Annotated in this window: 23 protein-coding genes and 1 pseudogene; 18 read left to right on the forward strand and 6 right to left on the reverse strand. The window is 69.1% G+C overall.

The window, feature by feature from the left end:
* Window positions 1–78 precede the first annotated feature (78 nt).
* Complete coding sequence (locus J2Y70_RS04025; protein ID WP_309913611.1) at window positions 79–507, forward strand: SymE family type I addiction module toxin; 429 nt, start codon at window positions 79–81, stop codon at window positions 505–507.
* 201 nt (window positions 508–708) lie between these two features.
* Here J2Y70_RS04025 and J2Y70_RS04030 read toward each other — a convergent pair whose 3' ends face one another.
* On the reverse strand, window positions 709–1,458 hold the full coding sequence (locus tag J2Y70_RS04030) for an SDR family oxidoreductase (protein ID WP_309913614.1): 750 nt from the start codon (window positions 1,456–1,458) through the stop codon (window positions 709–711).
* A gap of 99 nt (window positions 1,459–1,557) precedes the next feature.
* Between J2Y70_RS04030 and J2Y70_RS04035 the strand changes: the two genes are divergently transcribed.
* The 3 genes from J2Y70_RS04035 to J2Y70_RS04045 all read left to right on the forward strand — a co-directional run bounded on the left by J2Y70_RS04035 (window position 1,558) and on the right by J2Y70_RS04045 (window position 4,273).
* Window positions 1,558–2,508 (forward strand): AraC family transcriptional regulator, encoded by a 951-nt coding sequence (locus tag J2Y70_RS04035; protein ID WP_309913617.1) that lies wholly within the window; start codon window positions 1,558–1,560, stop codon window positions 2,506–2,508.
* Window positions 2,509–2,670: 162 nt separating this feature from the next.
* Entirely contained in the window at window positions 2,671–2,931 is a 261-nt protein-coding gene (locus J2Y70_RS04040) for a helix-turn-helix transcriptional regulator (protein WP_309913619.1), read from the forward strand.
* Window position 2,932: 1 nt separating this feature from the next.
* Window positions 2,933–4,273, forward strand: coding sequence for a type II toxin-antitoxin system HipA family toxin (locus tag J2Y70_RS04045; RefSeq protein WP_309913622.1), 1,341 nt, complete (start codon window positions 2,933–2,935; stop codon window positions 4,271–4,273).
* 132 nt (window positions 4,274–4,405) lie between these two features.
* Here J2Y70_RS04045 and J2Y70_RS04050 read toward each other — a convergent pair whose 3' ends face one another.
* Window positions 4,406–5,878: a sensor domain-containing diguanylate cyclase gene (locus J2Y70_RS04050; protein ID WP_309913625.1), complete on the reverse strand. Its 1,473-nt coding sequence runs from the start codon at window positions 5,876–5,878 to the stop codon at window positions 4,406–4,408.
* 198 nt (window positions 5,879–6,076) lie between these two features.
* Here J2Y70_RS04050 and J2Y70_RS04055 point away from each other — a divergent pair, with 198 nt between their 5' ends.
* Both J2Y70_RS04055 and map read left to right on the forward strand, forming a co-directional pair.
* Window positions 6,077–6,289, forward strand: a complete 213-nt coding sequence (locus J2Y70_RS04055) for a ParD-like family protein (protein WP_263395890.1) — start codon at window positions 6,077–6,079, stop codon at window positions 6,287–6,289.
* On the forward strand, window positions 6,286–7,062 hold the full coding sequence (map, locus tag J2Y70_RS04060; protein ID WP_309913629.1) for a type I methionyl aminopeptidase: 777 nt from the start codon (window positions 6,286–6,288) through the stop codon (window positions 7,060–7,062). Before J2Y70_RS04055 ends, map begins: the two co-directional genes overlap by 4 nt.
* Before the next feature lie 362 nt (window positions 7,063–7,424).
* On the opposite strand, the gene J2Y70_RS04065 is transcribed toward map, so the two are convergent.
* The 3 genes from J2Y70_RS04065 to J2Y70_RS04075 all read right to left on the reverse strand — a co-directional run bounded on the left by J2Y70_RS04065 (window position 7,425) and on the right by J2Y70_RS04075 (window position 10,629).
* Complete coding sequence (locus tag J2Y70_RS04065; protein ID WP_309913631.1) at window positions 7,425–8,321, reverse strand: hypothetical protein; 897 nt, start codon at window positions 8,319–8,321, stop codon at window positions 7,425–7,427.
* Window positions 8,314–9,357, reverse strand: a complete 1,044-nt coding sequence (locus J2Y70_RS04070; RefSeq protein ID WP_309913634.1) for a Gfo/Idh/MocA family oxidoreductase — start codon at window positions 9,355–9,357, stop codon at window positions 8,314–8,316. Before J2Y70_RS04070 ends, J2Y70_RS04065 begins: the two co-directional genes overlap by 8 nt.
* Before the next feature lie 408 nt (window positions 9,358–9,765).
* Window positions 9,766–10,629, reverse strand: a complete 864-nt coding sequence (locus J2Y70_RS04075; RefSeq protein ID WP_309913637.1) for a LysR substrate-binding domain-containing protein — start codon at window positions 10,627–10,629, stop codon at window positions 9,766–9,768.
* Window positions 10,630–10,744: 115 nt separating this feature from the next.
* Here J2Y70_RS04075 and J2Y70_RS04080 point away from each other — a divergent pair, with 115 nt between their 5' ends.
* From J2Y70_RS04080 to J2Y70_RS04135, 12 genes and pseudogenes are all read left to right on the forward strand, one after another.
* Window positions 10,745–11,353, forward strand: a complete 609-nt coding sequence (locus tag J2Y70_RS04080) for an isochorismatase family protein (protein WP_263395885.1) — start codon at window positions 10,745–10,747, stop codon at window positions 11,351–11,353.
* A gap of 107 nt (window positions 11,354–11,460) precedes the next feature.
* Window positions 11,461–11,871 carry a DoxX family protein gene (locus J2Y70_RS04085; protein ID WP_309913641.1) on the forward strand — a complete coding sequence of 137 codons (411 nt, stop codon included), beginning with the start codon at window positions 11,461–11,463 and terminating at the stop codon, window positions 11,869–11,871.
* 17 nt (window positions 11,872–11,888) lie between these two features.
* A complete protein-coding gene (locus J2Y70_RS04090; RefSeq protein WP_309913644.1) occupies window positions 11,889–12,809 on the forward strand; it encodes a pirin family protein in 921 nt (306 codons plus the stop codon).
* 190 nt (window positions 12,810–12,999) lie between these two features.
* Window positions 13,000–13,089, forward strand: a pseudogene (locus tag J2Y70_RS04095) (type I methionyl aminopeptidase); the annotation flags it as partial.
* Between the two features lie 189 nt (window positions 13,090–13,278).
* Entirely contained in the window at window positions 13,279–14,427 is a 1,149-nt protein-coding gene (locus J2Y70_RS04100; RefSeq protein WP_309913647.1) for an efflux RND transporter periplasmic adaptor subunit, read from the forward strand.
* Window positions 14,424–17,528: an efflux RND transporter permease subunit gene (locus tag J2Y70_RS04105; RefSeq protein ID WP_309913650.1), complete on the forward strand. Its 3,105-nt coding sequence runs from the start codon at window positions 14,424–14,426 to the stop codon at window positions 17,526–17,528. The genes J2Y70_RS04100 and J2Y70_RS04105 overlap by 4 nt, the downstream gene beginning before the upstream one ends.
* Window positions 17,529–17,658: 130 nt before the next feature.
* Complete coding sequence (locus tag J2Y70_RS04110) at window positions 17,659–18,339, forward strand: response regulator transcription factor (RefSeq protein ID WP_309914685.1); 681 nt, start codon at window positions 17,659–17,661, stop codon at window positions 18,337–18,339.
* A gap of 76 nt (window positions 18,340–18,415) precedes the next feature.
* Window positions 18,416–19,681 (forward strand): HAMP domain-containing sensor histidine kinase, encoded by a 1,266-nt coding sequence (locus J2Y70_RS04115; RefSeq protein ID WP_309913652.1) that lies wholly within the window; start codon window positions 18,416–18,418, stop codon window positions 19,679–19,681.
* Window positions 19,682–19,840: 159 nt separating this feature from the next.
* Window positions 19,841–20,641: a MipA/OmpV family protein gene (locus J2Y70_RS04120; RefSeq protein ID WP_263395879.1), complete on the forward strand. Its 801-nt coding sequence runs from the start codon at window positions 19,841–19,843 to the stop codon at window positions 20,639–20,641.
* 120 nt (window positions 20,642–20,761) lie between these two features.
* The gene (locus tag J2Y70_RS04125) at window positions 20,762–22,213 is read left to right on the forward strand and encodes an efflux transporter outer membrane subunit (protein ID WP_309913655.1); all 1,452 of its coding nucleotides are present in this window, start codon (window positions 20,762–20,764) and stop codon (window positions 22,211–22,213) included.
* A gap of 99 nt (window positions 22,214–22,312) precedes the next feature.
* Complete coding sequence (locus J2Y70_RS04130; RefSeq protein WP_309913658.1) at window positions 22,313–22,510, forward strand: hypothetical protein; 198 nt, start codon at window positions 22,313–22,315, stop codon at window positions 22,508–22,510.
* A 186-nt stretch (window positions 22,511–22,696) separates the two neighbouring features.
* A complete protein-coding gene (locus J2Y70_RS04135) occupies window positions 22,697–23,683 on the forward strand; it encodes an aspartyl/asparaginyl beta-hydroxylase domain-containing protein (protein ID WP_309913660.1) in 987 nt (328 codons plus the stop codon).
* A gap of 104 nt (window positions 23,684–23,787) precedes the next feature.
* Here the strand turns inward: J2Y70_RS04135 and J2Y70_RS04140 are convergent, their stop codons facing one another.
* On the reverse strand, window positions 23,788–24,777 hold the full coding sequence (locus J2Y70_RS04140; RefSeq protein ID WP_309913663.1) for an MBL fold metallo-hydrolase: 990 nt from the start codon (window positions 24,775–24,777) through the stop codon (window positions 23,788–23,790).
* Between the last annotated feature and the right edge of the window lie 55 nt (window positions 24,778–24,832).

A 24,832-nucleotide genomic window follows, 5' to 3' on the forward strand; every position in this document is an offset into this window, starting at 1 on the left:
TGCTTGTTGCGACAAATTCCGCAGCCGGGTTTGGTCTCCCGAAATCACTTGGCGACTCCCACTCGAATGGAGGACGTCATGTCCGGTAGTGCTGCCGCTCGTTCAACGACCAAATCCCCTCACCGCGCCGCCAAGGCGCCGCCCTGCTGGCTCAAGCTCGAATCGCCCGACTCCTTGGATGTGATTGCCGCGGAACCGTTGCCTGGCGCGTCGGTGCCGCCGTTGTGTCCCGATGCGGACAAGGATCCAGTACCCAGGCGCTCGGTCCCGCGCCGGCCCACGCAATGCACCATCGGTTATCGCTACTACGATGTGGAGCGCAATGGCATGCGGGTCGGGCGGCAGGTGCCCAGCCTGCGCTTGCATGGCCTGTGGCTGGAAGGCCTCGGCTTCGCGGTGGGCGGCAAGGTGCGCATCACGATGGCCAATGGTGCCCTGTTGATCACGGCTGAGCCGGCGGCGGCGCCTGCGGCGAAGACGCGGCGCGGTGCCACTTCGGCGCTGTAGCCGCCTGGCCCTGGGTGTGGCAGTTGCCGGGGACGCTGTGAGTCCAGCAGGCGATCACCGCTACCTGCCGGCACTGCAAACCCTTGGCCTCCAGCGATCTCGTTGACCATCTGCCGCAGGTCGACGGCACCGCTGTAGGTTTCCAGCAAATGCCGGAACCGCCAGGTGCGTCGTGCGGGCGCGCCCGGCGCGGCCGCTGGTTCAGCTTGCCTCCGCCGCCCACTGCAGGGCATCCGCTCCGGCCGGCAGGTACAGCGGTGTCGACGCATCGGTCGCCGCGCGCCATACGGCGTCGGCGACGTCCTGCATGCGCGTCCCGGGACCGGTGGATTCGGCCATCCGCGCGATGGTGCGGCGCATGAAGTCGCCATAGACCGCATCGTCCATGCCGCGCAGGCGGGTGCGGGCGGTGTCGCGAAACCGCGTCTCGCCGGAAGATCCTGGTAGCACGATGCGCACGCGCACGCCGAACGGCTGGAGTTCGCCCGCCAGCGATTCGGAGAATGCATTCACGGCCGCCTTGGCCGCCCGGTAGATGCCGACCAGCGGCAGCGGCTTGTAGGTGACGCTGGAGGTGACGTTCACGATGACGCCGGCACCGCGCGCGCGCATCTGCGGCAACACCGCTTGCGTGACTGCCATGGTGCCGAAGGTGTTGGTGTCGAACAGGGCGCGCACGGTCTCCATGTCCGTCAACTCGAATGGCGCGGGCGCGCCGAAGCCGGCGTTGTTGACCAGCACGTCGATCGGGCCGGCGGCCGCGACGGCGGCGCGGATGCTCTGCGCGTCGGTGACGTCCAACGGCAGCACGCGCACCTGTTCCGAGGGCGGCAGCAGGTCGTCTTGCGGCGTGCGCATCGTGGCGAGCACGCGCCAATCGCGGGCGAGGAAGTGGCGTGCGGTTTCCAGGCCGAAGCCGGAGGAGCAGCCGGTGATCAGGACGGTCTTCAAGGGGATTCCTTCGATGGGTGGACGATGCAGCGACGATAGATTGCCGCCGCCGTACTCGCTACGATTCAGAGTCCTTGATTCGTTTGCGAGCGTCCAGCGATGGTGGATCCTCTTGCCGAGGTGGTCACGCTGCTGCAGCCGACCGCCCGGTTCTCCAAGCATGTGGTCGGCGCAGGTCCATGGCGCATCCGGCGCTCGGACGCCGGCCAGCCCTTCTACTGCGCCGTGCTGGAGGGCGGCTGCCGGCTGGCGCTCGATGGCGGCGAGCCGATCGTGCTGCAGGCAGGCGATTTCGTCCTCGTCCCGGCGGCTTACGTGGTCACGATGTCCAGCCTTGTGCCGCACGAGGGTGCGGTCGAGACCATGCCGACCGCGCTAGGGCCGGGGTTGTTCCGGATCGGCGCGCAAGAGGGCCCGACCGACCTGCGCATCCTGGCCGGCCACTGCAGCTTCGGCTCGCCGGATGCGGCACTGCTGGTCTCGCTGCTGCCGCAACTGGTCTGCGTGCGCGGCGAGCAACGACTCGCCACGCTGGTGCACCTGGTGAGCGAGGAGTCGCGCGAGGCGCGGCCCGCGCGCGAGGTGGTGCTCGCGCGCCTGCTGGAAGTGCTGCTCATCGAAGCCCTGCGTTCGGCCGCCGGCACGGGGGCATCGCCGGGCCTGGCGCGCGGGCTGGCCGATGCGCGCCTTGCCGCGGCGATCCGCGCGATGCACGAACAGCCCACGCGCGCATGGACGGTGGTGGCGCTGGCGAAGGAAGCCGCCTTGTCGCGCTCGGCGTTCTTCGAGCGCTTCGGCCGCACCGTGGGCATGGCGCCGATGGAATACCTGCTCGCCTGGCGCATGGCATTGGCCAAGGACCTGTTGCGCCGCACCGAGTTCGGCATCGCCGACATCGCCGAGCGCGTCGGCTACAGCTCCGCGAGCACCTTCAGCGTCGCCTTCGCGCGCCACGTCGGACAGCCGCCGACGCAGTACGCGCGCGCAAGCGGTCGCGGCAGCACGCGCAGCCAAGCAGCGGTCTCCGATCGAGTTGAGGGCATGGAGTAGCTGCGTTTCGTGTCGCCCAGGCGACGCCCCCCGCCTCCGCTACGGCGCACGGCGATCGGACGCGGCCATGCGCAGAATGCCTACTTAACTTGCATATCAGCTATTTGACGCTTATTTGTTTTGCAGGTATTTTGCGTTTAGTTGTATTACGGGTGCAGCCCAATGTCGATACGCCATGTTCTGGTCACCGCGACGCAGCTAGGCGCGACGCTGCAGGCCGCGCGCAAGGCCAAAGGCCTGACTCAGGCGGCGTTGGCTAGCCGTCTTGGCTTGAGCCAATCGCGCGTCTCCCATCTGGAACTGAACGCCCATGCGTTGAGCGTCGAGCAACTCTTGGCCTGGTGCGCGGCGCTGGGGTTGGAGTTGACCATTGGCGCCCGCGGCGACGCTGGCGCGCGCTCCAGCGCGCCTGTGGGGTGGTGACATGGGGCGCCGATCCCACAGCCGCAGCCTGTCCATCTGGACCAACGGCGTCCGCGTCGCGCGCTGGACGATGCCCACACGCGGGGACATGGAACTGCACTACGACACGGACTGGGTGGGTGCCGACGTTGGCCGGCCGCTGTCGCTATCGCTGCCGTTCAATCTGCAGAACCAGCCGCTCAAGGGCGAGAAGGTCTTCAACTACTTCGACAACCTGCTGCCGGATAGCGATGCGATCCGCCGGCGCGTGGCGCAGCGCTTCAGGGCGCAATCCACCGATCCCTTCGATCTGCTGAGCGCAGTCGGGCGCGATTGCGTGGGGGCGGTGCAGATCCTGGGCGATGACGAGGTGCCGCAGGATGTCGAACGCATCGACGGCGTGCCCCTGTCGGAAGAGGACATCGAACGACACCTGATCGAGACCGTCTCGCCGCATGCCTTCGCCGCGCACCGCGACCCGGATGCGGACTTCCGTATTTCCTTGGCTGGTGCGCAAGAGAAGACGGCCTTCCTGTGGTGGGGCGGCCAATGGCACGCACCGCGCGGTGCCACGCCGACCAGCCACATCTTCAAGCTCCCGATGGGCCTGGTGGGCGGGCGGCGGGCGGATTTCAGCACCTCCGTCGACAACGAATGGCTGTGCCTGCGGCTGTTGAAGGCCTATGGGTTGAACGTGGCCGATGCGCGCATCGCCCGCTTCGGCCAGCAGCGCGTGCTGGTAGTGGAGCGCTTCGACCGGCGCCTGGCGCCCAATGGACAGTGGCTCATGCGCCTGCCGCAGGAAGACTTCTGCCAGGTCGAGGGCTGCTCACCGCTACGCAAGTACGAGAACGAGGGCGGTCCAGGGCTCAGGGCTCTGTTCGGCACACTGCGTCAGTCGGTCGATGCCGAGGCCGACATGAAGACGGTGCTGGCTGCGCAGGTGCTGTTCTGGCTGCTGCGCGCGCCCGATGGCCATGCCAAGAATTTCAGTATCCAGCTTCTGCCGCGTGGCCGCTTCCAGTTGACTCGGCTGTATGACGTGATGTCGGCCTATCCGGTATTGGGCGATGGCCCCCATCAGTGGTCGCCCTACGACATCAAGTTGGCCATGGCCTTGCTGGGCAAGAACAAGCATTACGCGATGCACAGCATCCAGCGCAGGCATTTCAGCAGCACGGCGCAGCGGGTTGGCTATGCGTCGACCGCCGAGCCGGTCATCGAAGAGATCCTGGCGCGCACACCTGCCGCCATCGCCGAGGCGCGCGCGGACTTGCCACAAGATTTCTCGCTGCGCGTCGCCGACGCCATCCTAGGCGGGCTCGAACAGGCTGCCGCTGCGCTCGAAGGGATGGCCTCTTAGCTGGGCCAGCCGAGCCAAGCGGGCAGCGTGTCAATCGCATGGCATCAACGCCTGCGGTTTTGATCGCCGATGTATTCAGCGGAATCCGTGAGATTCCGAGTGTGGGTCCACCTCGCGCGAGGGCTTACGCGGCTAGGCCGAAACCCGATCCCGCCCCGCCTGCTTGGCCCGGTACAGTGCAGCGTCCGCCTTGCCGACCAGGTCCGCGGCCGACCAGCGTTGGTCCTCGATGCTCGCGCATGCGACGCCGATGCTCACCGTCACCTGGGAACTGGTCGGGCTGGAGGCGTGCGGCAGGTCCAGTGCGTGCACCGCCGCGCGCACCTGTTCGGCCAGTTTCTCGGCGCCGGCCTGGTCGGTGAACGGCAGGACGATGGCGAATTCCTCGCCGCCGTAGCGGGCGGCGGCGTCGTGCAGGCGCAGGGCGCAAGAGGTCAGGGTCTGGCCTACTTGGCGCAGGCAGGCGTCGCCGTTCACGTGTCCGTAGGTGTCGTTGTAGAGCTTGAAGTGGTCGATATCGATCATCAGCAGCGCGACCGGCAGGTGACCGGCTTCGCTCTGCTGCAGCGCGCGGCGCAGCTTGTGGTCGAAGCCGCGGCGGTTGTAGATGCCGGTGAGCGGGTCGATCCAGGCCTCGGTGCTGAGCTTGGTCTCGCTGGCGTGCATGCGCCGCAGTTGCTGGTCCAGCCAGATGCCGAGGCCGACGAACAGGACGCAGCCGATGAGGGTGATGATGGAGCGGCGCACGGCCAGTGCGCGCCATGGCGCGAGCACTTCGTTGGAGGAGACGCCGGCCAGCACCGACAGCGGATACGGGCGGGCCTGGGCGAATCCGGAAATGCGCTCCACGCCGTCGAGCGGGGACACGTTGATGACCCAGCCGCGGTGCAGTTCCTGCATCGTGCGGTGGATCGGGGTGCCGGCGATGCTGGTGCCGCTCAGGCTCTCGTCGCCCGGGTGGCGCGAGACGATGGTGCCGTCGTCGTGGATGATGGCGATGGATCCGCGTTGCCCGACGTCGAACGTGCTGTGAAAGCGCTTGAAGTACTCCACGCGGATGCTGGCCAGCACGACGCCGCCGAAGGAGCCGTCGGGATTGTTGATGCGCCGGGTCAAGGTGACGATCCACGAGCCGTCGGAGCGGCTCTGGATCGGGTGGCCGACGAACACCAGGCTGTCGTTCTGGGCCTGGTGGTGCTTGAAGTAGGCGCGGTCGGAATTGTTGTGGTGCCTGGGCCCGCCCGGCAGCGAGGAGTTCACCCATTTGCCGTCGGCGTCGTAGACGAAGATGGCGTGCACGCGGTCGGAGCGGTTGGCTTCTTCCACCAGGAACGCGTGCAGCGCCTTCGGCTCGGTGTTGCCGGTTTCCACGCGCGCGGCGATGCCCGACAGCACGGTCTCGGCGATCGCGAACGAGTCGCTGGTGTGCTGGGCGAGGGAGCTGGCCAGATTCAGCGAACTGGTCTGCGCGGTGCGCAATGCGGTGGTGCGGGCGTCGCGCAGGGACGAGTACTCGGACGCGACCAGCATCGCCCACGCCGCGGTGACGAACAGGTGCAGCGCGACGCGCTGGACCAGGTACCTTCGGTGTTTGCCTGCAATCATGTCCGCCTGCCGCTCGGGGCTATGGACTAGGCACTGCAATCCCTGTGCCGCGATTGGCGGCGCCTCCTTGGCGCCGCGCCGCGGGCATGCGCGGCAACGCTTGGCTCGAAGGGGCGGGCGATCTCGGCGCCGCGGTGCCGATTGTTAGGCATATACGAAACGTATATGATCCATGCATAACTTCCCTCGAGAGCCGACATGGGCATCGTCAACATCGACGACGACTTGCACGACCAGCTGCGCCGCGCCTGCACGGTGACCAGCCGCTCGATCAATGCGCAGGCCACCTTCTGGATCAGGATCGGGATGCTGTGCGAGATGCATCCGGAGCTGTCGTTCCAGGACTTGGTGGCGCGCGAGCTGCGCGCGGCCGGGGTGCAGCCGCAGGCGTTGAAGCCGGGGCGGGCGTGATCAAGCGGCCGGACGAACTCGCGTTGATGGCCGAGTCCGGCCGGCTGCTGGCGCGGGTGTTCGACGCGTTGGACCAGCTGCCGCTGGAAGGCCGCAGCACGCTGCAGATCAACGATTTCGTGGAACGGATGATCGTCGAGGAGCTGGGCGCGCGGCCGGCCAGCAAGGGCCAGTACGGGTTCCCGTTCGTGCTCAACGCCTCGATCGACGACGTGGTCTGCCACGGCGTGCCCGCGGCCGACAACGTGCTGCGCAGCGGCCAGATCGTCAACCTGGACATCACCCTGGAGAAGAACGGCTACATCGCCGATTCCAGCACCACGTATCTGGTCGGCGAGGTCGCCTATCCGGCGCGGCGGCTGGTGCAGACGGCCTACCAGGCGATGTGGAAAGGTATCGGCGCGGTGCGCCCGGGCGCGCGGCTGGGCGACATCGGCCACGCCATCGCCCGCCATGCGCGCGAGCACGGCTACAGCGTGGTGAAGGAATATTGCGGGCACGGCATCGGCCGCGAGATGCACGAGGATCCGCAGATCCTGCACTACGGCCATGCCGGCACCGGGCTGGAACTGCAGGAAGGCATGGTGTTCACCATCGAGCCGATGCTCAACCAGGGCCGGGCGGCGATCCGCTCCGAGCCGGAGCAGTGGCCGGTGCATACCCGCGACGGCAAGCTGTCGGCGCAGTTCGAACACACGGTGGCGGTGACGCGCACAGGGGTGCGTGTGCTGACGCTGCGGTGTGATGAGAAACCGCTTTGTCGGATCGACTGATGCGGGTGCGGTGCGGGGCGTATACCGGTTTGTCGGAAGCTGGCGCGTGCATCACCGGACTCCCGCATCGTGCGCCGACGACATGGTGTCGCGCGGCAGGCGCGCTGGCACACCGCCGTTGCGGGCGACCACGATGCGTCCGTCCAGTCACACGAACTGGAACGCAACAGGCTACACGCTCAACAGGGCATGCTGGACGTCTCGGGTTGGCCGGCGAAAGTCGGGAGAGGCATGGCCGCAGCGGATGCCTGCGGTGAACCGGGAAACGCCAGGCAGGCGCCTGGCGCAGGGGGGCGCCGCCGCGCACAGCGTCGTGCAGCGTCTAGACGCGTCGCGTCATTTCCGTTCTCGGCGCCGAAGCGCTACGCCTGCATGCCTGCGGCCGGATAGGCGGCATACGCGAAGAACCTGCCGTCCGCGGACCAGCTATTGACGTTCATGCTGCCTTGTCCGCCGTAGACGCGCGCGAGGGTCTTGCCGGATCGCCACTCGGGCAGGTCGATCCGTTTGATCTCCACCCAGACGTCGCCCGGGTGGCCCTGGGTGCCGGGAGGAAATGCCAGGTAGACGAGCTTGGTTCCATCCGGCGACAGGTGGGGAAACCAGTTCGCGCAATCGTCGAACGTCAATTGCGCGATCTCGCTCCCATCCGCGCGCATGCGCGCGATCTGCATGCGGCCGTCGAACGCTTCGGTGTTGAAGTAGAGCCATTGTCCGTCCGGGCTGTATTCGCAGCCGTCCGCGGGGCCGAGGCCATGCGTCAACTGGCGGTAGCCGCCTCCTGCCGTGGACATGGTGTGGACCTGCGCCTGCTGCGCGCCAGGCGTCCCGCCGCGGTGCACGCCGATGAAGGCCAACTGCGTCCCGGCAGGGTCGATGCCATGCAGGAAATGCATCATGTCGGCGGCCTCCGAAATCCGCGTGGCGGCGCCCCCGGCCACTGGCGCACGATAGAGGTGGCCATCGTCCGCCGAGAGATAGACATGGCGCCCTGCGCGATCGACCACGTGGTCGTTGTTGATCGGCGGAATCCCCGAGATGGGGACAGGGCCGAGGCGCGCGTCGGACAACGACAACCGGAACAGGCGGCCGTTGCCGTTCAGGAGCAGCGCGTCTTCGTGCGCAAGCCAGTTCGGCGCTTCGAGCAGAATCTCCTGCGTTGCGAAGGCGAGCCGGGATCGGCCTTCCACCACATCCGCGATCCAGACTTCGCAACGCTGCCCTGGCTGCAGGACGCGACCGCCTGGCGTGTCAGTCACTGCTGCCGGTACCCAGTTGCGCCCGCGCCGCGTCCAGCGTGGCCATGATCCGGACCACCTCGTCGAGCGGATGAAGCGGCGATTCGGTGCGGCCTTCGCCGATGTAGCGTGCGGCCGCTGTCGCTTGCCACGCAAGGCCGCCGTAGCCCTCGATGCCGGTGGGATCCTTCCACACCGAGGGCTCGCTGGCGTAGTCGTTGCCGGCAAGGCGTAGCGTCGTGGGATTGTGGAACGACCCGCCGAGGTCGATGCGTCCCCCCGTCCCGGTGACATGGGCGGTGGAGCTGCTGCGGGCCATGATCGAACTGATCAGCGTCGATTGCGCGTGCCGTCCATGGGCCAGCACCACGGTGGAAAATGCGTCGACGCCGGCGTCCGTCAGTGCGCCGTTCGCCGCGATGGCCGTGGGCGCGCCCAGGATCATCGACGAGAACTGCACGGTATACACGCCGAGGTCGAGCAGCGCGCCGCCGCCGAGTTCCGGTTTGTGCAGGCGATGCGCGGGGTCGCTGGGGCCCAATTGGCTCAAGTCCGCAAAGACATGGCGCACGTCGCCGATCGCGCCGTCGGCCAGCAACTTCCGCAGCACCGAGGTGTGCGGAAGATACCGGCTCCACATGGCCTCCATCAGGAATCGCCCGCGCTCGCGCGCTTCCCGGACCAGCAGGTGCGCATCGTCCGCGCGCATCGCGATGGGCTTTTCGATCAGCACATGCTTGCCCGCGCGCAAGGCCAGCAATCCATTCGCCAGATGCTCGCTGTGGGGCGTGGCGACGTAGACGATGTCGACTTCGGGATCCTCGACCAACGCCTCGTAGCTGTCGTATGCGCGCTGCAACCCCCAGGTCCTGGCAAAGGCATAGGCGCGTTCGGGATTTCGCGAGGCGACCGCGAATGGCCGCTGCCGGGTGTGGCTGCGCAGCGCCTCGACGAACGCCGATGCGATCGATCCTGGGCCGAGCACGCCCCAGCGCAGGGATGGCTCGCCTCGACCCGGGGAAAACAGGTCGGGTTCGGGAAACTTCATTGGCGCCATGAGCGTTGCTTGTGCGGTTCCAAGTCGGCGCATCGTAGCAAACGCGCGGTTTTACCCTAGCCGATCTGCGCTGCCGTTACCGCGCCTTCCTGACGGTGGTGGAGCCGGCTCCATCGGCTGGATGGTTGCTTGCTGTCGCAGGCAAACGCTGCAGGCGATGCTAGGTGGAGCGTTGTCGATCGCACCTGCGCGCGATGTACCGCCTGTGCTGCGAAAGGGTGCGCGTCCATGTGGCTTGCGATTGCGCGTGCATGCCGCCGCTCACGTTGTAGCGTCGGCAGTTCAACCGTGGGCTCGCGGCTTCGATCCAGTGCAGCAGCTTTGCGAATCGATGGATGCGCGTAGTTCGCCATCGGCCTTCGGGCGCACCTGTGCACCTGCACGAATCGCGCAGGCGCAGGATGCGTCTCAGCCGAAGTGTTCGATCAGCAGGTCGGTCAGCACGCGGATCTTGCGCGCCGGGTGCGCGGCCGGCGGCCTGACCACGTACAGGCCGACCGCGGACGGGGGGTAGTCGGTCAGCACCCGCACCAACGCGCCGGAGGTGATGTGGTCGGCGATCAGGAAATCCGGCAATGCGGCGATGCCGAGCCCGGCCAGGACGGCGGCGGTCAGCGCGGCGCCGTTGTCGGCCTTGAAGCGCCCGCGCGGGTGCAGGGTGATCGTCTTGTCGCCGTCCGTCAGCCGCCAGGCCTCGGTGCCCTGCATCAGCGCTTCGTGCGCCAGCAGCGCCTCGGGCGTGTCCGGTTCGCCGTGCTCGCGCAGGTAGCCGGGGGTGGCCACCAGGCTGCCGCGCATCGGCGCCACGCGGCGCGCGACCAAGCTGGAGTCGGGCAGGTAGCCGAGCCGGATGGCGCAGTCGAAGCCCTCGGCGACCAGGTCGATGAAGCGGTCGCTGTAGCAGGTGTGCACGTGCAGCGCGGGGTGCCGGCGCGCCAGTTCGGCGAGCACCGGCGCCAGGTGGGTGGGGCCGAAGGTCAGCGGCGCGGCGATGCGCAGGCGGCCGCGCAGGTCGCCGGCCGGGAAGATGGTCTCGCGCGCCACGTCCATCTCGGCGCAGATGCGCGCGGCGTGTTCGCGGAAGGTGGCGCCGGCCTCGGTGACGGCCGCGCCGCGGGTGGTGCGGGCGAGCAACTGGGTGCCCAGCTCCTCCTCGAGCCGGAGCAGGCGGCGGCTGACGATGGACTTGGCCAGGCCCAGGCGCCGCGCGGCCGGCGACACGCCGCCGGCATCGGCCACCTCGACGAAGGTGCGGAGATCCTCGATGTCCATGGGTGTTCCTGTTTTTGCGACACGGAATGCCGGTTTGTGTGGCTAGTATGCCGCAATGGGGAACGTCAAAGTCTGCTCCAAGGTCGCCATCCCGGCGGCCACCGAGGAGACGGCAATGAGCAACAGCAAAGGCGTGTGGCGGTCGGAAGACGTGGCCCTGGTCCTGATCGACTACCAGAAGGAAATGTTCGAGCACGTGCGTTCGGAGACCGACGCGGCGACGATCGATCTGAACGTGCGCCTGTTGATCAAGGCGGCCAAGGCGTTCGGCATCCCGGTGGTGTTGAGCACCGTCGGCGTGCAGATGGGCGTCAACGGGCCGACCCGCGCCTCGATCCTGGAGGAACTGCCGGGCGTGGAAGTCATCGACCGCAGCTCGATGAACGCATGGGAAGACGGCGCCTTCCGCGCGGCGATCGAACGCACCGGCCGCAAGCGGCTGGTGTTCGGCGCGCTGTATACCGAGATCTGCCTGGCGTTCCCGGTCGTGGACGCGCTGCGCGACGGGTATGAGGCGATGTTCGTGGTCGATGCGGTCGGCGGCATGTCGCAACTGGCGCACCGCACCGCGATCGAGCGGTTGACCGCGGCCGGCGCGGTGCCGACCACGGCGCTGGCGCTGTGGACCGAGCTGTTCCGCGACTGGAAATCCCCGCTGGCCGACAAGGCGCGCGAACTGTTCGCCTGGTACGTCCCGGAACTGCAGGCGCTGGCCGCGCGCTGAGCCTGCGCATGCCTGCGGCGGTGCGCTCCGATGCGCCGCCGCATCGGCATGGCGGCAGCGCCCGCTCCATCGCTCTTCCTCTTCACACTCCATCGAGACCGCACACCATGACCACCTCTTCCTTTCCCAACCACGCGCCGTCCGGGCGCTTCACCCGCGGCCTGTCCTGGACGCTGCGGATCTTCGCCGCCGCGGCCTTCCTGGCGGCCGGCGGCGCCAAGCTGGCCGGCGTGCCGATGATGGTCGAGGTGTTCGACCACATCGGGCTCGGCCAGTGGTTCCGCATCGTCACCGGCGTGATCGAGGTGATCGGCGCGATCGCGCTGCTGCTGCCGGCCACGGTCGCGTTCTCCGGCGCCTGGCTGGCGGCGATGATGTTCGTGGCCGCCGGCGTGCACCTGTTCGTGATCGGCGGCAGCCCGGTCCCGGCGATCGTGCTGATGTTGGTCACCGCCACGGTCGCCTGGTTGCATCGCGGCCACTTCGCGACGGTGCTGCGCACCGTGCGTCCGGCATGAACGCGGGAGCGCACGCCATGCAGACCCTGTCCACCCCGGTTCTTCCGCCCGCCACGCCTGCGCCTGCGGCGCCGCGTGCCATCGTGCATCGCACCCGCGGCCATGGCGCAGGTCCCATCACCCGGCTGATGAGCCCGTCGGATCTCGGCCAGGCGCTGAAGCCGTTCGTGTTCCTGGACATCTTCGAGGCGCAGGGCCCGACCCTGCAGGCGATGGCCGGTATGCCGCTGCATCCGCATTCGGGCATCGCCACGGTCACCGTGTTCACCGAAGGCACGATGCGCTACGACGACCCGGGCAGCGGCCGCGGCGAGATCGGCTACGGCGGCGTGGAATGGATGCGCGCCGGGATCGGCGTGTGGCACGGCAAGGAGATGACGCCGCCGCCCGACGCGTCGCACATCCAGGGTTTCCAGCTGTGGCTGGCGCTGCCGGCGGCGCTGGAGACGTCGGAACCGCAGAGCCGTTACGTCGAAGCGCAGGACATGGCCACGGCCGGGCCCGCGCACGTGGTGATCGGCCACTACGACGGCATCCACAGCCCGATCGACGCGCCGGACGGGATCAACTATCTGCTGGTCACGCTGCGTCCGGGCGAGCGCTGGGTCTACCAGCCGCCGGCCGGCCACCAGGTGGCGTGGCTGGCGCTCGCAAGTGGCGCGCTCGATGCCGGTGCGCCGGTGTCGCGCGGCGAGATGGTGATCTTCGCCGATGACGGCGCGCCGATCGCGCTGGAAGCGCGCGGGCAGGAGCCTGCCGTGTTCGTGCTCGGCTCGGCGGTGCCGCATCCGCATGCGCTGCACATGGGCAATTACTCGGTGCACACCTCGGCGCAGGCGCTCGCGGCCGGCGAGCAGCGCATCCGCGACCTGGGCCGGAAGCTGAAGGCCGCGGGCGACCGCAGCACCGGGTCCGGGACGATCCCGGTGTTCAAGTGAGGTAGGCGCCTGCGGCATTGGTGGCGGCGCGCGTGCGCAAGATGAGATGCACCCGCCTCGCCACCGCGCAGGAACTGCGGGCCGGGTGGGGCGTCACGGCGGACGCGTCGGCGTACCGCCGCGTTGCGCATGCCTAGTTCGGCGCGCCAGCGGGCGTGTCTTGGTGCAGCGCGGCCGCTTCGTCGGCCTCGACGTGCTGCGCAGCGGGCAGATCGTCAACCTGGATTTCACTCTGGAGAAGAACGGCGACATCGCCGATTCCAGCACCACTTATTTGGTATGGCGCTGCGTAAGGCCCGCGCAGGCGCGGCGCCACCGCTTGCGCCATCGAGCATTGCGATCGCTCTGAGCTTCTGCTGACGCTGCCGCCGCGACCGCGCGCGACATTTCCGCGACATCCGCGGCCGATGATCGGCGCATGCCCCCTCTCGGGCCGAGCGGCAAGCGCGCCACAAGCGAAGGAATCCCAATGAAGCAACGCCGAATCGTGCCCATCGGCGCGGTGGTCCTGATGATGGCCATCGCCCTGGTGGTGGTGGCCGTAAAACCCGGAAGCGACAGCCAGGCCGACGCAACCGCCGCAGCGCCGGTGCCCGTGCTGTCCGTGGTCATGACGACGGCGCAGGTGGCCACGCTGCCCGTGCGCATCCCGGCCAGCGGCAACATCGCCGCGTGGCAGGAAGCCAGTGTCGGCACCGAAGTGGATGGGCTGCGCCTCACCGAGGTGAAGGTCAACGTGGGCGATACGGTGCGGCGCGGCCAGCTCCTGGCGCAGTTCGCGCCGGAGATGGTGGCCGCCGACGTGGCCGAGGCGCAGGCGTCGGTGGCCCAGGCCAAGGCGCAATCCTGGGAGGCGCAGGCCAATGCCGAACGCGCGCGGAAACTGGATAAATCCGGCGCCATGTCGACCCAACAGGTCGATCAGCTGGTCGTGGCGGCCAGGACCGCGCTGGCCAGACTGGACGTGGCGCAGGCGATCGAGACGCGGCACCGCCTGCGGCTGGCGCAGACGCGGGTGCTCGCGCCCGGCGACGGGATCATCACCTCGCGCTCGGCCACGGTCGGCGCGGTGATGCCGGCGGGACAGGAACTGTTCCGCCTGATCCAGGATGGCCGGCTCGAATGGCGCGCGAGCGTGGCGATGGCGGACATCGCAAGGCTGGCGCCGGGGCAGCGCGCGGTGATCGCGGTGCACGGGCAGCCGCCCATCGAGGGCCGGCTGCGGATCGTCGCGCCGGCCATCGATGCGCAGACGCACACCGGCCTGGTCTATGTGGATCTGCCGCCCGGCCGCGCGCTGCAGGCCGGTGCGTTCGCGCGCGGGCACATCGAGGTCGGCGCAAGCCAGGCGCTGACCGTGCCGCAGGGCGCGGTGGTGCTGCGCGACGGCTTCCACTACGTGATGCGCCTGGATCGCAAGTCCAGCGTCATGCTGACCAAGGTGGCGGTCGGGCGGCGCGCGGGCGAGCGCATCGAGATCGTCGGCGGACTCGCCGCTGCCGAGGCGATCGTCGCCTCGGGGCTGAGCTTCCTGAGCGAGGGCGACACCGTCAGGGTGGTGCGCGGCGCCGATCCCGCGCGGCCGAACGCGACGGCCTCGGGCGGGGCCGCGCCATGAGCCTCAATGTGTCCACCTGGTCGATCCGCAATCCGGTCGCCACGTCGCTGCTGTTCATCCTGTTGACGCTCGCCGGCATCGGCGGGTTCCTGGCGATGAAGGTGCAGAGCTTCCCCGACATCGATTTCCCGATCGTCACGGTGAGCGCGGAGCTGCCCGGCGCCTCGCCGCCGCAGCTGGAAAGCGACGTGGCGCGGAAGATCGAGGACGCGCTGGCGAACATTCCGCGCATCAAGCACATCACCAGCACGTTGACCGACGGCACCGCGACCGTCACCGCCGAGTTCCATCTCGACAAGCCGCTGCAGGAGGCGATGGACGACGTGCGCGACGCGGTGTCGAGCACGCGCGCCGACCTGCCCGCGGACCTGCGCGACCCGGTCATCACCAAGGTAGACCTGGCGAGCAAGCCGGTGCTGACGTACACGGTGACCTCCACGCGGCTGGACGGCGAAGCGCTGTCCTGGTTCGTCGACAACCTGGTCCGCAAGCGGCTGCTGGCGGTGCCGGGCATCGGTGCCGTGTCGCGCGTGGGCGGGGTGACGCGGGAAGTGCGCGTGGAACTGGATCCCGACCGCCTGCTCGCCTTGAACGCGACCGCGGCCGATATCTCCGCGCAGGTGCGCGAACTGCAGCAGGAGGCGTCCGGCGGGCGCGTGGAAGTGGGCGGCGCGGAGCAGTCGGTGCGCACCATCGCCACCGTCGCCACGGCCGACGACATCGCCTCGCTGGACGTGTCGCTGGGCGATGGGCGCCGGGTGCGCCTGGACCAGCTCGCCACGGTCACCGACACGGCCACGGAACCGCGCTCGCTGGCGCTGTTCGACGGCCGCCCCGCGGTGGGGTTCGACGTGTTGCGGGCGCGCGGCGCTGGCGAGATCGATGTCGCGCAGGCCGCGCGCGCCATCGTGCAGGAGCTGAAAGCCGCGCATCCCGAAATGCAGTTCACCGAGGCGGTGAACTCGGTCGATCCGGTCGTGGACAACTACCGCGGATCGATGACGCTGCTGCTGGAAGGCGCGGTGCTGGCGGTGCTGGTGGTGTTCTTCTTCCTGCGCGATTGGCGCGCCACCGTGATCGCCGCGGTGGCGCTGCCGCTATCGGCCATTCCGACCTTCGCGGTGATGTACCTGCTGGGGTTTTCGTTGAATATCGTCTCGCTGCTGTCGTTGTCGCTGGTGATCGGCGTGCTGGTGGACGATGCCATCGTGGAGATCGAGAACATCGAGCGGCATCTGCTGATGGGCAAGCCGCCGATGCGCGCGGCGATCGAGGCCGCCGACGAGATCGGCCTGGCCGTGGTGGCCACCACCTTCACGCTGATCGCGGTGTTCCTGCCGACTTCGCTGATGGGCGGCGTGGTGGGCAAGTACTTCGTGCAGTTCGGCTGGACCGCGGCCATCGCAGTGTTCTTCTCGCTGGTGGTGGCGCGGATGCTGACGCCGACGATGGCCGCGTATCTGCTCAAGGCGCCGAAGCATGCGCCCGCCAGTCCGAAGTGGATCGCGGTCTATCTGCAATGGGTGCACGCCTGCCTGCGGCACCGCGCCGCCACCCTGGGCGCGACGGCGCTGCTGGTGCTGGGCGGGCTGGCGATCGCGCTGCAGCTTCCCGGCGAGTTCATTCCCGCCGACGATGGCGACCAGACCCAGGTCACCCTGTCGCTTCCGCCGGGCAGCAGGCTGGCCGAGACCCGCGCCTTGGCCGAGCAGGCGCGGCGTACACTGGCCGCCCATCCGCACGTGGTCTCCGTGTACACCGCCATCGGCGCGCCGGCCGCGTCGTCCGATCCGGACGAGGGCGGCGGGCCTGCGGCAGGCGTCACCACCGCCGTGCTCACCGCGAACCTGACGCCGCGCAAGGACCGCGACGGCGCGACCAGGCAAGCCATCGAAGGCCAGCTGCGCAAGGACCTGGTGCTGTTGCCGGGCGCGCGCGTCAGCGTCGGCAGCGGCGAGAGCAGCGAAGGCTACGCCTTGGTGCTGGCGGCCGAGGATGGACAACTGCTCGCGCAGCACGCGAGCCGCGTGGAGCGCGAACTCAGGAGCATCCCCGGGATCGGCGCGGTCACCTCGTCGGCCAGCCTGGTGCGGCCGGAGCTGGTGGTGCGCCCCGATTTCGCCCGCGCCGCCGACCTGGGCGTGACCTCGGCGGCGATTGCCGAAACGCTGCGGGTGGCGACGGCGGGCGACTACAGCCAGGCGCTGGCGAAGTTGAACCTGAGCGAGCGCCAGGTGCCGATCGTGGTGCGGCTGGCCAACAGCGGCCGCGACGATCTGGACACGCTGCGCCGGCTGCCGGTGCCGGGCGCGCGCGGGCCGGTGCCGCTGGAGAGCGTGGCGGACCTGCAGATCCTGAGCGGGCCTTCCGAACTCACGCGTTACGACCGCATCCGCAACGTCGATCTGAGCGTGGAACTCAACGGTCTGCCGTTGGGCGAGGTCGAGGCCGCCGCGGCGGCGCTGCCGAGCCTGCGCAACCTGCCCAAGGGCGTGTCGGTGGCCGCGACCGGCGACGCCGAGGCGATGGGCGAGCTGGCGACTGGCTTCGCGATAGCGATGCTGTCCGGGGTGCTGTGCGTCTACATGGTGCTGGTGCTGCTGCTCAAGGACTTCGCGCAGCCGCTGACCGTGCTGGTGGCGTTGGTGCTGTCGGTGCCCGGGGCGTTCGCGGCCTTGCTGGCGACCGGCTCCACGCTGTCGATGCCGTCGATGATCGGCCTGATCATGCTGATGGGCATCACCACCAAGAACTCCATCCTGTTGGTGGACTACATCGTCATCGCCCGCCGCGATCACGGGCTGGACCGGCTGGCCGCCATCGTCGACGCCTGCCGTAAGCGCGCCCGCCCGATCGTCATGACCACCATCGCCATGGGCGCGGGCATGCTGCCGATCGCCATCGGCCTCGGCGCCGACCCCAGTTTCCGGTCGCCGATGGCGATCGGCGTCATTGGCGGGCTGATCACCTCGACCGTGCTGTGCCTGCTGGTGATCCCGGTCGCCTACAGCTACATGGACGACGCCATCGAAGCGGCCAAGGCGCGGCTGAAGGGGCGTGCGGACGCTGCCGCGCGCGGCGCCGCCGGGAGCGGCGCATGAGCGGCGCGCGCGGTCCCGGTGCGGGCGGTGCCGGCCGCGACCGGCGGCGGCGCGCAGCGAGCGGCGCCATGCGTTTGGTAACGTGGACGCAGGCGGCAGCGCACAGGGCAGGACCATGAGCAAAGACCATCTGTCCATTCTGATCATCGAGGACAACGCGCAGCTGGCGGCGAACCTCTACGACTACCTGGCCGGGTGCGGCCACAGTCTCGATGCCGCGCCCGATGGCCTGTCGGGGTTGCACCTGGCCTCGTCCAAGGACTACGACGCGATCCTGCTGGACTGGAACCTGCCCCGGCTCGACGGCCTCACCGTGCTGCGCAGGCTGCGGCAGGAAGCCAGGAAGCAGGTGCCGGTGATCATGCTGACCGCGCGCGACCAGCTCGCGGACAAGATCGACGGCTTCGAAGCGGGCCTGGACGACTATCTGGTGAAGCCGGTGGCATTGCCGGAGATCGAGGTGCGCTTGCGCTCGCTGGTGGCGCGGCTCAAGCAGGTGGCCGCGCCGGACCACGTGCTGGCCATCGCCGACCTGCAGTTCGATCTGCGCACGCTGCAGGTCCGGCGCGCCGGCAGGAACGTGGCGCTGACCCGGATCGGGCGGCGCCTGCTGGAGCTGCTGATGCGCGAGAGCCCGAACATCGTCAGCCGCGCGCGGCTGGAGCGGGCCGCGTGGGGCGACATCGTGCCCGGGACCGATCTGCTGCGCTCGCATATGCATGTGCTGCGCCGGGCGATCGAGACGCCGGCGGACACGCCGCTGCTGCATACCGTGCCCGGCCACGGCTACCGGCTCTGCGACGATGCGTAGGCTGATGCGCCTGATCCGCCGGCCGCGCGGCGTGCACTGGTGGATCAGCGCGGCCTTGATCGGCTCCGGCTTGGCGATGCTGACCGCGCTGAGCGTGCAGAGCTTCAGGAGCCAGCAACTGATCGAGCACAGGTTCTGGGTCGATCTGCTGCGCTCCACCTCGGCCGACCACGCGGCCCGGGTGCGCGCCGGCCAGGCCGATGCGCTGCCGCAGAGCGGCATCGTGCGCTCCTGGTATGTCGCGCCCGGCCGCGCGGCTGCGCGCATGCCCGTGTATCTGGCGGCGCTGCCGCCCGGGCTGTACTCGACCGAGGCCGCGTATGGCACGTTCCAGGACAACGTCGCCTTCGAGGGCCTGGGCGGACACAGGAGTTTCCACGCCCTGATCGTCGATCTTCCGCCCGGCCGGCTGATCACGACCATCGATATCGCCCAGCTCGAGGACCAGCAGAACTGGAATTCCGTGCAGAGCGCCGTCTGGGGCTGCTTCTTCGTCGTCTTCATCGGCGGGGTGATCGTCTGGCTGCATGCCAACCTCGTGCGGCCGGTGCGGGATCTGGCGCAGCGCATGCAGGCCATCGTGCCCGGCACCGCCGGCGAGCGCCTGCCCACCACCTACCGGCGCGAAGAGATCCAGATGATCGCGCACGCCAGCAATGCGCACCTGGAACGGGTGGAGCAGTTCATCGAGCGCGAGCGCAGCGTGCTGGCGCAGGCCAGCCATGAGTTCAGGACGCCGATCGCGGTGATCTCCGGCGCGGTCGACGTGCTCAAGCAGATGGCGCTGCCCGACGTCGCCACGCCGGTGCTCGCGCGGATGGAAAGCGCGGTCGGCGATCTGTCGGAAACCATGGTGGCGCTGCTGCACCTGGCCCGCGAAGCCGGCGCGGGCGAGGAGCCGATGGATGTGACGGTGTTGCACGACCTGCTGCCGCGGCTGGTGGCCGATCACCAGCACATGCTCGGCGACAAGGCGGCGCACCTGCGGGTCGGGGAGATCGAGCCCACCTTCATCGCGGTACCCGAAGCCATGGTCCGCATCGCGGTGAGCAACCTGATCCGCAATGCGATCGAAAGCACCGACGACGGTTACGTCGAAGTCGCGCTGCGCGGCGGCGTCGTGTCGGTCGCCGACTCGGGCAGCGGATTCAATCCCGTCGAAGCGGCCCGGCGCTACCGCGAGAACCTGCGCCGATCGGCGCCCATCCGTGGGCAGGGCCTCGGCCTTTTCCTGATCGGCCGGATCTGCGACCGCTTCGGCTGGACGCTTTCGATCGAGCCGGCCGCCGGTGGCGGTACGCGCGCCGCGTTGGACGTCGCGGCGAGCGTCATCGCATTGTAGCTTCCAGTACAGGCATCGTTCAGTCGCTCGCCGCAGCACGCGACATTTCGGCGACACCGCCGGTCCATTCTGAGGTGGATGTCTGCAGCGCCCCGTTGCCAACGCACGGCTCGCCGCAGACGCGCTCTCTCTCCACCACTCACTGAGGTTCGGCGTCCCATGAAGAAACTCCTGTCGCTTGCGTTGCTGTCTGCCCTGTCGCTCGACGCGATGGCCCAAACGGCGGATGCGGATGATGCATTTTCAGAGCAGGGGCCGCCGCGATGGGGGCTGGGGGTCGCCGCCGTGGTCAGCGACAGCCCCTACGCCGGCGAGGGCACCCGGGTGACGCCGTTCCCGCTGGTGAGCTTCCAGGGCGAGCGATTCTCCTTCAGGGGGCTGACCGCCGGCTACAAGCTGATCGGCGGCGATGCCTTCGCGCTGTCGGCGATCGCCAAATTCCGCTTCGACGGGTTCGACATCGACGACTTGGGCAAAAAGGAACTCGCCGCGAACGGCCTGGACTATCGGTTGCTCGAGGATCGCGACGACGGGCTGGATCTCGGGCTGGCGGCGACGTGGAGCGGTGCGGCAGGCGAGATCGAAGCGGAGATCCTGGCCGACGCGATCGACGCCAGCGGCGGCCAGGAGGTCTCGCTCCAGTACGGCTATCCGCTGCAACTGGGCAAGGGCCGGCTGACCCCGAACGTGGGCGTCACCTGGCTGTCCAAGGACATGGCCAACTACTACTACGGCACGCTCGACGAAGAGGTCGCGCGCGGCGTGGTGGACTACAAGCCGGGCGCGGCGACCATTGCGCACGTGGGCGCGTCCTACATGCGGCCGATCGGCGAGAAGTGGTCGGTGCTGGCGTTCGTCAAGTACAGCGTGCTGCCCGACGAGCTCAGCGACAGCCCGCTCATCGAGCCGGACACCGACGGTACCGCGTCGATGTTCATCGGTTTCTCGCGCGGCTTCTGACCGTTCGGCGGCCACGGCGCTGGCCGTGGCCGCCGCTTCGATCGCACCGCTACGACAGTCGGGCGCGTCGCCCGGCCGGCGCCCGAATCGCGCGTTCCGCGCAGCAGCGAGAGACCACGCATGCATCCGCGTTCGACCTTCCACACCCGGCGCTCGGCCGTGGCGTCCCTGGCCGCTGCGCTGCTGCTGGCAGGGTGCTCCCTGGCGCCTGCCTATCAGCGGCCGCCGGCGCCCGTCCCGGAGCAGTGGTCGGATGGCACCGCCGCGCACGAGACGAATGAGTCCACGCCTCCCGCTGTCAACCTGGACTGGCAGGAATTCGTCGTCGATCCGACGCTGCGCGAACTCGTCGCGCTGGCGTTGGCCAACAACCGGGACCTGCGGCAGACGCTGTTGAACGTGGAGGCCGCGCGCGCCGAGTACCGGATTCAACGCGCCGATCGCCTGCCGACCCTGCAGCTCGACGCCAGCGGTGTGCGCCAGCGCGCGCTGGGGACGCCGGAGGTGGAGCGCAGTTACGAGGTCGGCCTGGGACTGGCGGCGTTCGAGCTGGACCTGTTCGGCCGCGTGCGCAACCTGTCCGCCGCGGCGCTGCAGGACTATCTGGCCACCGAGCGGGACGCGCACAGCGCGCGCGTCAGCCTGGTCGCCGAGGTGGTCCAGGCCTACCTCGTGCGCGACGGCGCGCAGCACCGCTACCGGATCGGCACCGACATCCTCGCCGCGCGCGAGGCTTCGCTGCAGTTGACGGCGCAGCTGCGTGACCTGGGCTTCGCCAACGAACTCGACCATCAGGAGGCCATCGGCCTGGTGGAACAGGTCAAGGTGGATCTGGAACGCATCGACCGCGAGTTCCGCCAGGCGACCAACGCGTTGACGCTGTTGCTCGGCGTCGCCGATGCGGGCCAGCGCCTGCCCACGCTGCCAGCCGACGGCGCGACGCTGGTGCAGAAGATCGCGCCGGGAACCCCGTCGGCGCTGCTGATGCGGCGCCCGGACATCCGCGCCGCGGAGCATCGGCTGAAGGCGCGCAACGCGAGCATCGGTGCGGCGCGGGCGGCGTTCTTCCCGCGCATCGCGCTCACCGGCACGTCCGGACGCGGCAGCACCGAACTGTCGGATCTGTTCGGGTCGTCGGGCCAGCGCCTGTGGTCGTTTTCGCCGCAACTCACCCTGCCGATCTTCGATGCAGGCCGCAATCGCGGCGATCTCGACCTGGCGCACGTGCGCAAGGACGTTGCCGTCGCCGCCTACGAGCACGCCATCCAGGTCGCCTTCCAAGAAGTGTCCGACGCGCTGGCGGCCACCGACACGCTGGCGCGCGAGGAAACCGCGCAACGGGCGGCGGCGCAGGCGACCGCGGAGGCGTTGCGCCTGTCCGAGGCGCGCTACCGCAGCGGGGTCGACGACCACCTGCGCTTGCTGGACGCGCAGCGCAGCGACTTCGCCAGCCAGATGGCGCTGGTGGACGTGCAGACCCAGCGGCAGATCGCGCTGTCCACGCTGTTCCGTGCACTCGGCGGCGGCTGGCGCGGCGAGCTGTCCGCGCCGGCGTCGCTGCCGGCGCCTTGAACGGATGCCAGTGCCAGCCGCATGCCGACGCATGCATCGCCAGCCAGGAACGAGAGCAGGGACCATCCGCGCGATCCATCACCTCCCCCAGGAATCACGATGCACGCCCATCCCCCAAAGCAGAAAGACTGGAGCAAGCGCGAAGGCTTCCTCGCGCTGCGGGATCTTCCCGAACTGCCGTCGCTCAAGAAGAACCTCGCCGCGCGCCGCCACAACGCCTGGCTATGGCGGGTGACGGTGTGCTTCGTGCTGATCTCGCTCGTACTGATCGTGCGCGCGATGGTGCTGCATCCGTGAATTCGCGACATGAGCAAGCACGGCATCGCGGCTGTCCTTGCGTCATGACCGCAGCACGTGGCGATGCCTCTAGCGCGTGAGTCGCCGCTGCCGCGCGCGACATTCCGACGACATCCCCGCTCCACCATCCGACGCATCCGACGCCATGGCGATGCCGCCCGCGCGCGTCCAGCAGCGAGACCTCCAATGCCGTTCAGCACGCTCGCCCTCTGCGCGATGGGCCTCTATGCCGTGGCCGCCATCGCCTACGTCTACAAATGGCGCGCCCGCCTGCGCTACGCCGGTTTCGGCCAGTACCTGCGCAAGAGCTGGCCGCTGTTCGCGCCATTCAACTGCCTGCTGTACATGGCCACGCGCCGGTTCGCGCGCCGTCCGGTGATCGACGCCGGCTACCTCGCGGGCATCTCGGTGCTGCGCACGCACTGGCCGCAGATCCGCGCCGAGGCGCTGGCCCTGCACGCCAGCGGCGAGCTGGACGCCACCAGCCAGCCCGGCTCGGCGGGCTACCACGACCTGGGTTTCCGCACGTTCTACAAGCGCGGCTGGAAGAAGTTCTACCTGACCTGGTACGGCGCGCCGCACCGCTCCGCACAGCGGCTGTGCCCGCAGACGCTGCGGCTACTGGCGCAGGTGCCGGGCATCCGCGGCGCGATGTTCTCCGTGCTGCCGCCCGGCGCGGAGCTGAGCCTGCACGCGGACCCGCTGGCGTGCTCGTTGCGCTATCACCTGGGCCTGGCCACGCCCAACGACGACGGCTGCTTCATCAACGTGGACGGTCACGCGCTGTCCTGGCGCGATGGCCAGGATTTCGTCTTCGACGAAACCTACCCGCACTTCGCCCGCAACGACACAAAGGCGCTGCGGCTGATCCTGATGTGCGACGTCGAGCGGCCGATGCACGTCGCCGGCCGCGCATTCAACCGCGTGTACGCGCTGCTGGCGCGCGCGCTGGCGGTTCCCAACACGGCGGAGGACCGGCGCGGCCTGCTCACCGGCGTATTCGCGACGCTGGCGCCCTGGCGCATGCGCGGGCTGGCGCTGAAGGCGCGCAATCGCAACCTGTACCTGGTGCTGAAGTACGCGCTGAACCTGGCCCTGGTCCTGCTGGCGTTCCTGCCGGTGTACGCCGCGCTGCAGTGGGTCGAGCGCGCCGGCAGCGTTGCGCTCGACTAGGCGCTGCAGCGCACCGGTCATGCCGGCGTCTGCCACGCAGGCGCGCATGCTCTGGCCGGGTGCGGAGCGATGGCGTGCACGTGCGCAGGCGCAGTGCAGGAAAACTAGGCGGACGGATCCTTGAAGTCGAACACCTGCCCAGGCTCGGCCGCAACGAATCGGTCGGCTGCAACGCCTGCCAGTTGCAATGCCTCGGCCAGCTTTTCGCGCGGCTCCTCGCGGCCTTCGTCGGTGAGCTGGAAGGTGCCCCAGTGGATGCCCAGCGCCTGTCGGGCGCCGGTGTCCTGGAAGATCCGCACCGCTTCCGCTGGGTCGACGTGTTGCGGCGCCATGAACCAGCGCGGCGCGTAGGCGCCGATGGGGATCAGGGCCACGTCGGGTGCGCCGACCCTGTCGCGGATCTCGCGGAAGATCGCGCCATCGCCGTAGCCGGTGTCGCCGGCGAACCAGACGGAGCCCCGTGCGGTTTCGACGAAGAAGCCGGCCCACAGCGCCCTCCTGCGGTCTCTCACGCCGCGGCTCGACCAGTGGTTGGCGCGGGTGAGCGTCACCGTCGCGGTGTCGCCGAGCGGCAGCCGGTCGTGCCAGTCGCCGGTCTGGATGCGGGCATCGGGCGCGTGCTTGCGCAACAGGAGGTCGTTGCCCAGCGGCATCACGAACAGGGGGCGATGCGCCTGGTGCAGCTTGCCCAAGGTGGCGAGGTCGAAATGGTCGTAGTGGTTGTGGCTCAGCAGCACCGCATCGATCGGCGGCAGGTCCGCGAACGCCACGCCTGGCGCCGTGACCCGCTTCGGACCGGCGATTTGCGAGGGACTGGCGCGCTGCGACCACACCGGATCGGTGAGCAGGTTCAGGCCGGCGACCTGGATCAGCACGGAGGCGTGGCCGACCATAGTGATGCGCAGCCGATCGTGCCGCGCGGCGGGAACGGCCGGACGCACTGGTACGCGGTCGGGCCAGCGGACCGTGCCCATGGCCGCCTTCCAGCGCAGCACGCGTGCCAACGAGTTGTCGACGGTCGGCTGGCCCGGGTTGAAGAAGCGCACCCCGTCGAAGTGGTCGCTGGCGGGGCCGTCGTAGTAGGGGTTCTTCATCGGGCATGCGATCGAGGGGATGGCGGGCGACGGCGCAGGGTGCGCCGCGGCGATG

Origin of the sequence: Xanthomonas sp. 1678, assembly GCF_031455575.1 — a bacterium.
In the GTDB taxonomy this organism is placed as follows: domain Bacteria; phylum Pseudomonadota; class Gammaproteobacteria; order Xanthomonadales; family Xanthomonadaceae; genus Xanthomonas_A.

Coding starts and splice junctions, on each gene's coding strand:
- J2Y70_RS04070 (WP_309913634.1), bottom strand. CDS start 9,357: ATGGCGCCAATGAAGTTTCCCGAACCCGACCTGTTTTCCCCGGGTCGA.
- J2Y70_RS04075 (WP_309913637.1), bottom strand. CDS start 10,629: ATGGACATCGAGGATCTCCGCACCTTCGTCGAGGTGGCCGATGCCGGC.
- J2Y70_RS04135 (WP_309913660.1), top strand. CDS start 22,697: ATGCCGTTCAGCACGCTCGCCCTCTGCGCGATGGGCCTCTATGCCGTG.
- J2Y70_RS04130 (WP_309913658.1), top strand. CDS start 22,313: ATGCACGCCCATCCCCCAAAGCAGAAAGACTGGAGCAAGCGCGAAGGC.
- J2Y70_RS04055 (WP_263395890.1), top strand. CDS start 6,077: ATGGGCATCGTCAACATCGACGACGACTTGCACGACCAGCTGCGCCGC.
- J2Y70_RS04105 (WP_309913650.1), top strand. CDS start 14,424: ATGAGCCTCAATGTGTCCACCTGGTCGATCCGCAATCCGGTCGCCACG.
- J2Y70_RS04085 (WP_309913641.1), top strand. CDS start 11,461: ATGACCACCTCTTCCTTTCCCAACCACGCGCCGTCCGGGCGCTTCACC.
- J2Y70_RS04140 (WP_309913663.1), bottom strand. CDS start 24,777: ATGAAGAACCCCTACTACGACGGCCCCGCCAGCGACCACTTCGACGGG.
- J2Y70_RS04115 (WP_309913652.1), top strand. CDS start 18,416: ATGCTGACCGCGCTGAGCGTGCAGAGCTTCAGGAGCCAGCAACTGATC.
- J2Y70_RS04045 (WP_309913622.1), top strand. CDS start 2,933: ATGGGGCGCCGATCCCACAGCCGCAGCCTGTCCATCTGGACCAACGGC.
- J2Y70_RS04025 (WP_309913611.1), top strand. CDS start 79: ATGTCCGGTAGTGCTGCCGCTCGTTCAACGACCAAATCCCCTCACCGC.
- J2Y70_RS04040 (WP_309913619.1), top strand. CDS start 2,671: ATGTCGATACGCCATGTTCTGGTCACCGCGACGCAGCTAGGCGCGACG.
- J2Y70_RS04050 (WP_309913625.1), bottom strand. CDS start 5,878: ATGATTGCAGGCAAACACCGAAGGTACCTGGTCCAGCGCGTCGCGCTG.
- J2Y70_RS04090 (WP_309913644.1), top strand. CDS start 11,889: ATGCAGACCCTGTCCACCCCGGTTCTTCCGCCCGCCACGCCTGCGCCT.
- J2Y70_RS04100 (WP_309913647.1), top strand. CDS start 13,279: ATGAAGCAACGCCGAATCGTGCCCATCGGCGCGGTGGTCCTGATGATG.
- J2Y70_RS04125 (WP_309913655.1), top strand. CDS start 20,762: ATGCATCCGCGTTCGACCTTCCACACCCGGCGCTCGGCCGTGGCGTCC.
- J2Y70_RS04080 (WP_263395885.1), top strand. CDS start 10,745: ATGAGCAACAGCAAAGGCGTGTGGCGGTCGGAAGACGTGGCCCTGGTC.
- J2Y70_RS04035 (WP_309913617.1), top strand. CDS start 1,558: ATGGTGGATCCTCTTGCCGAGGTGGTCACGCTGCTGCAGCCGACCGCC.
- J2Y70_RS04120 (WP_263395879.1), top strand. CDS start 19,841: ATGAAGAAACTCCTGTCGCTTGCGTTGCTGTCTGCCCTGTCGCTCGAC.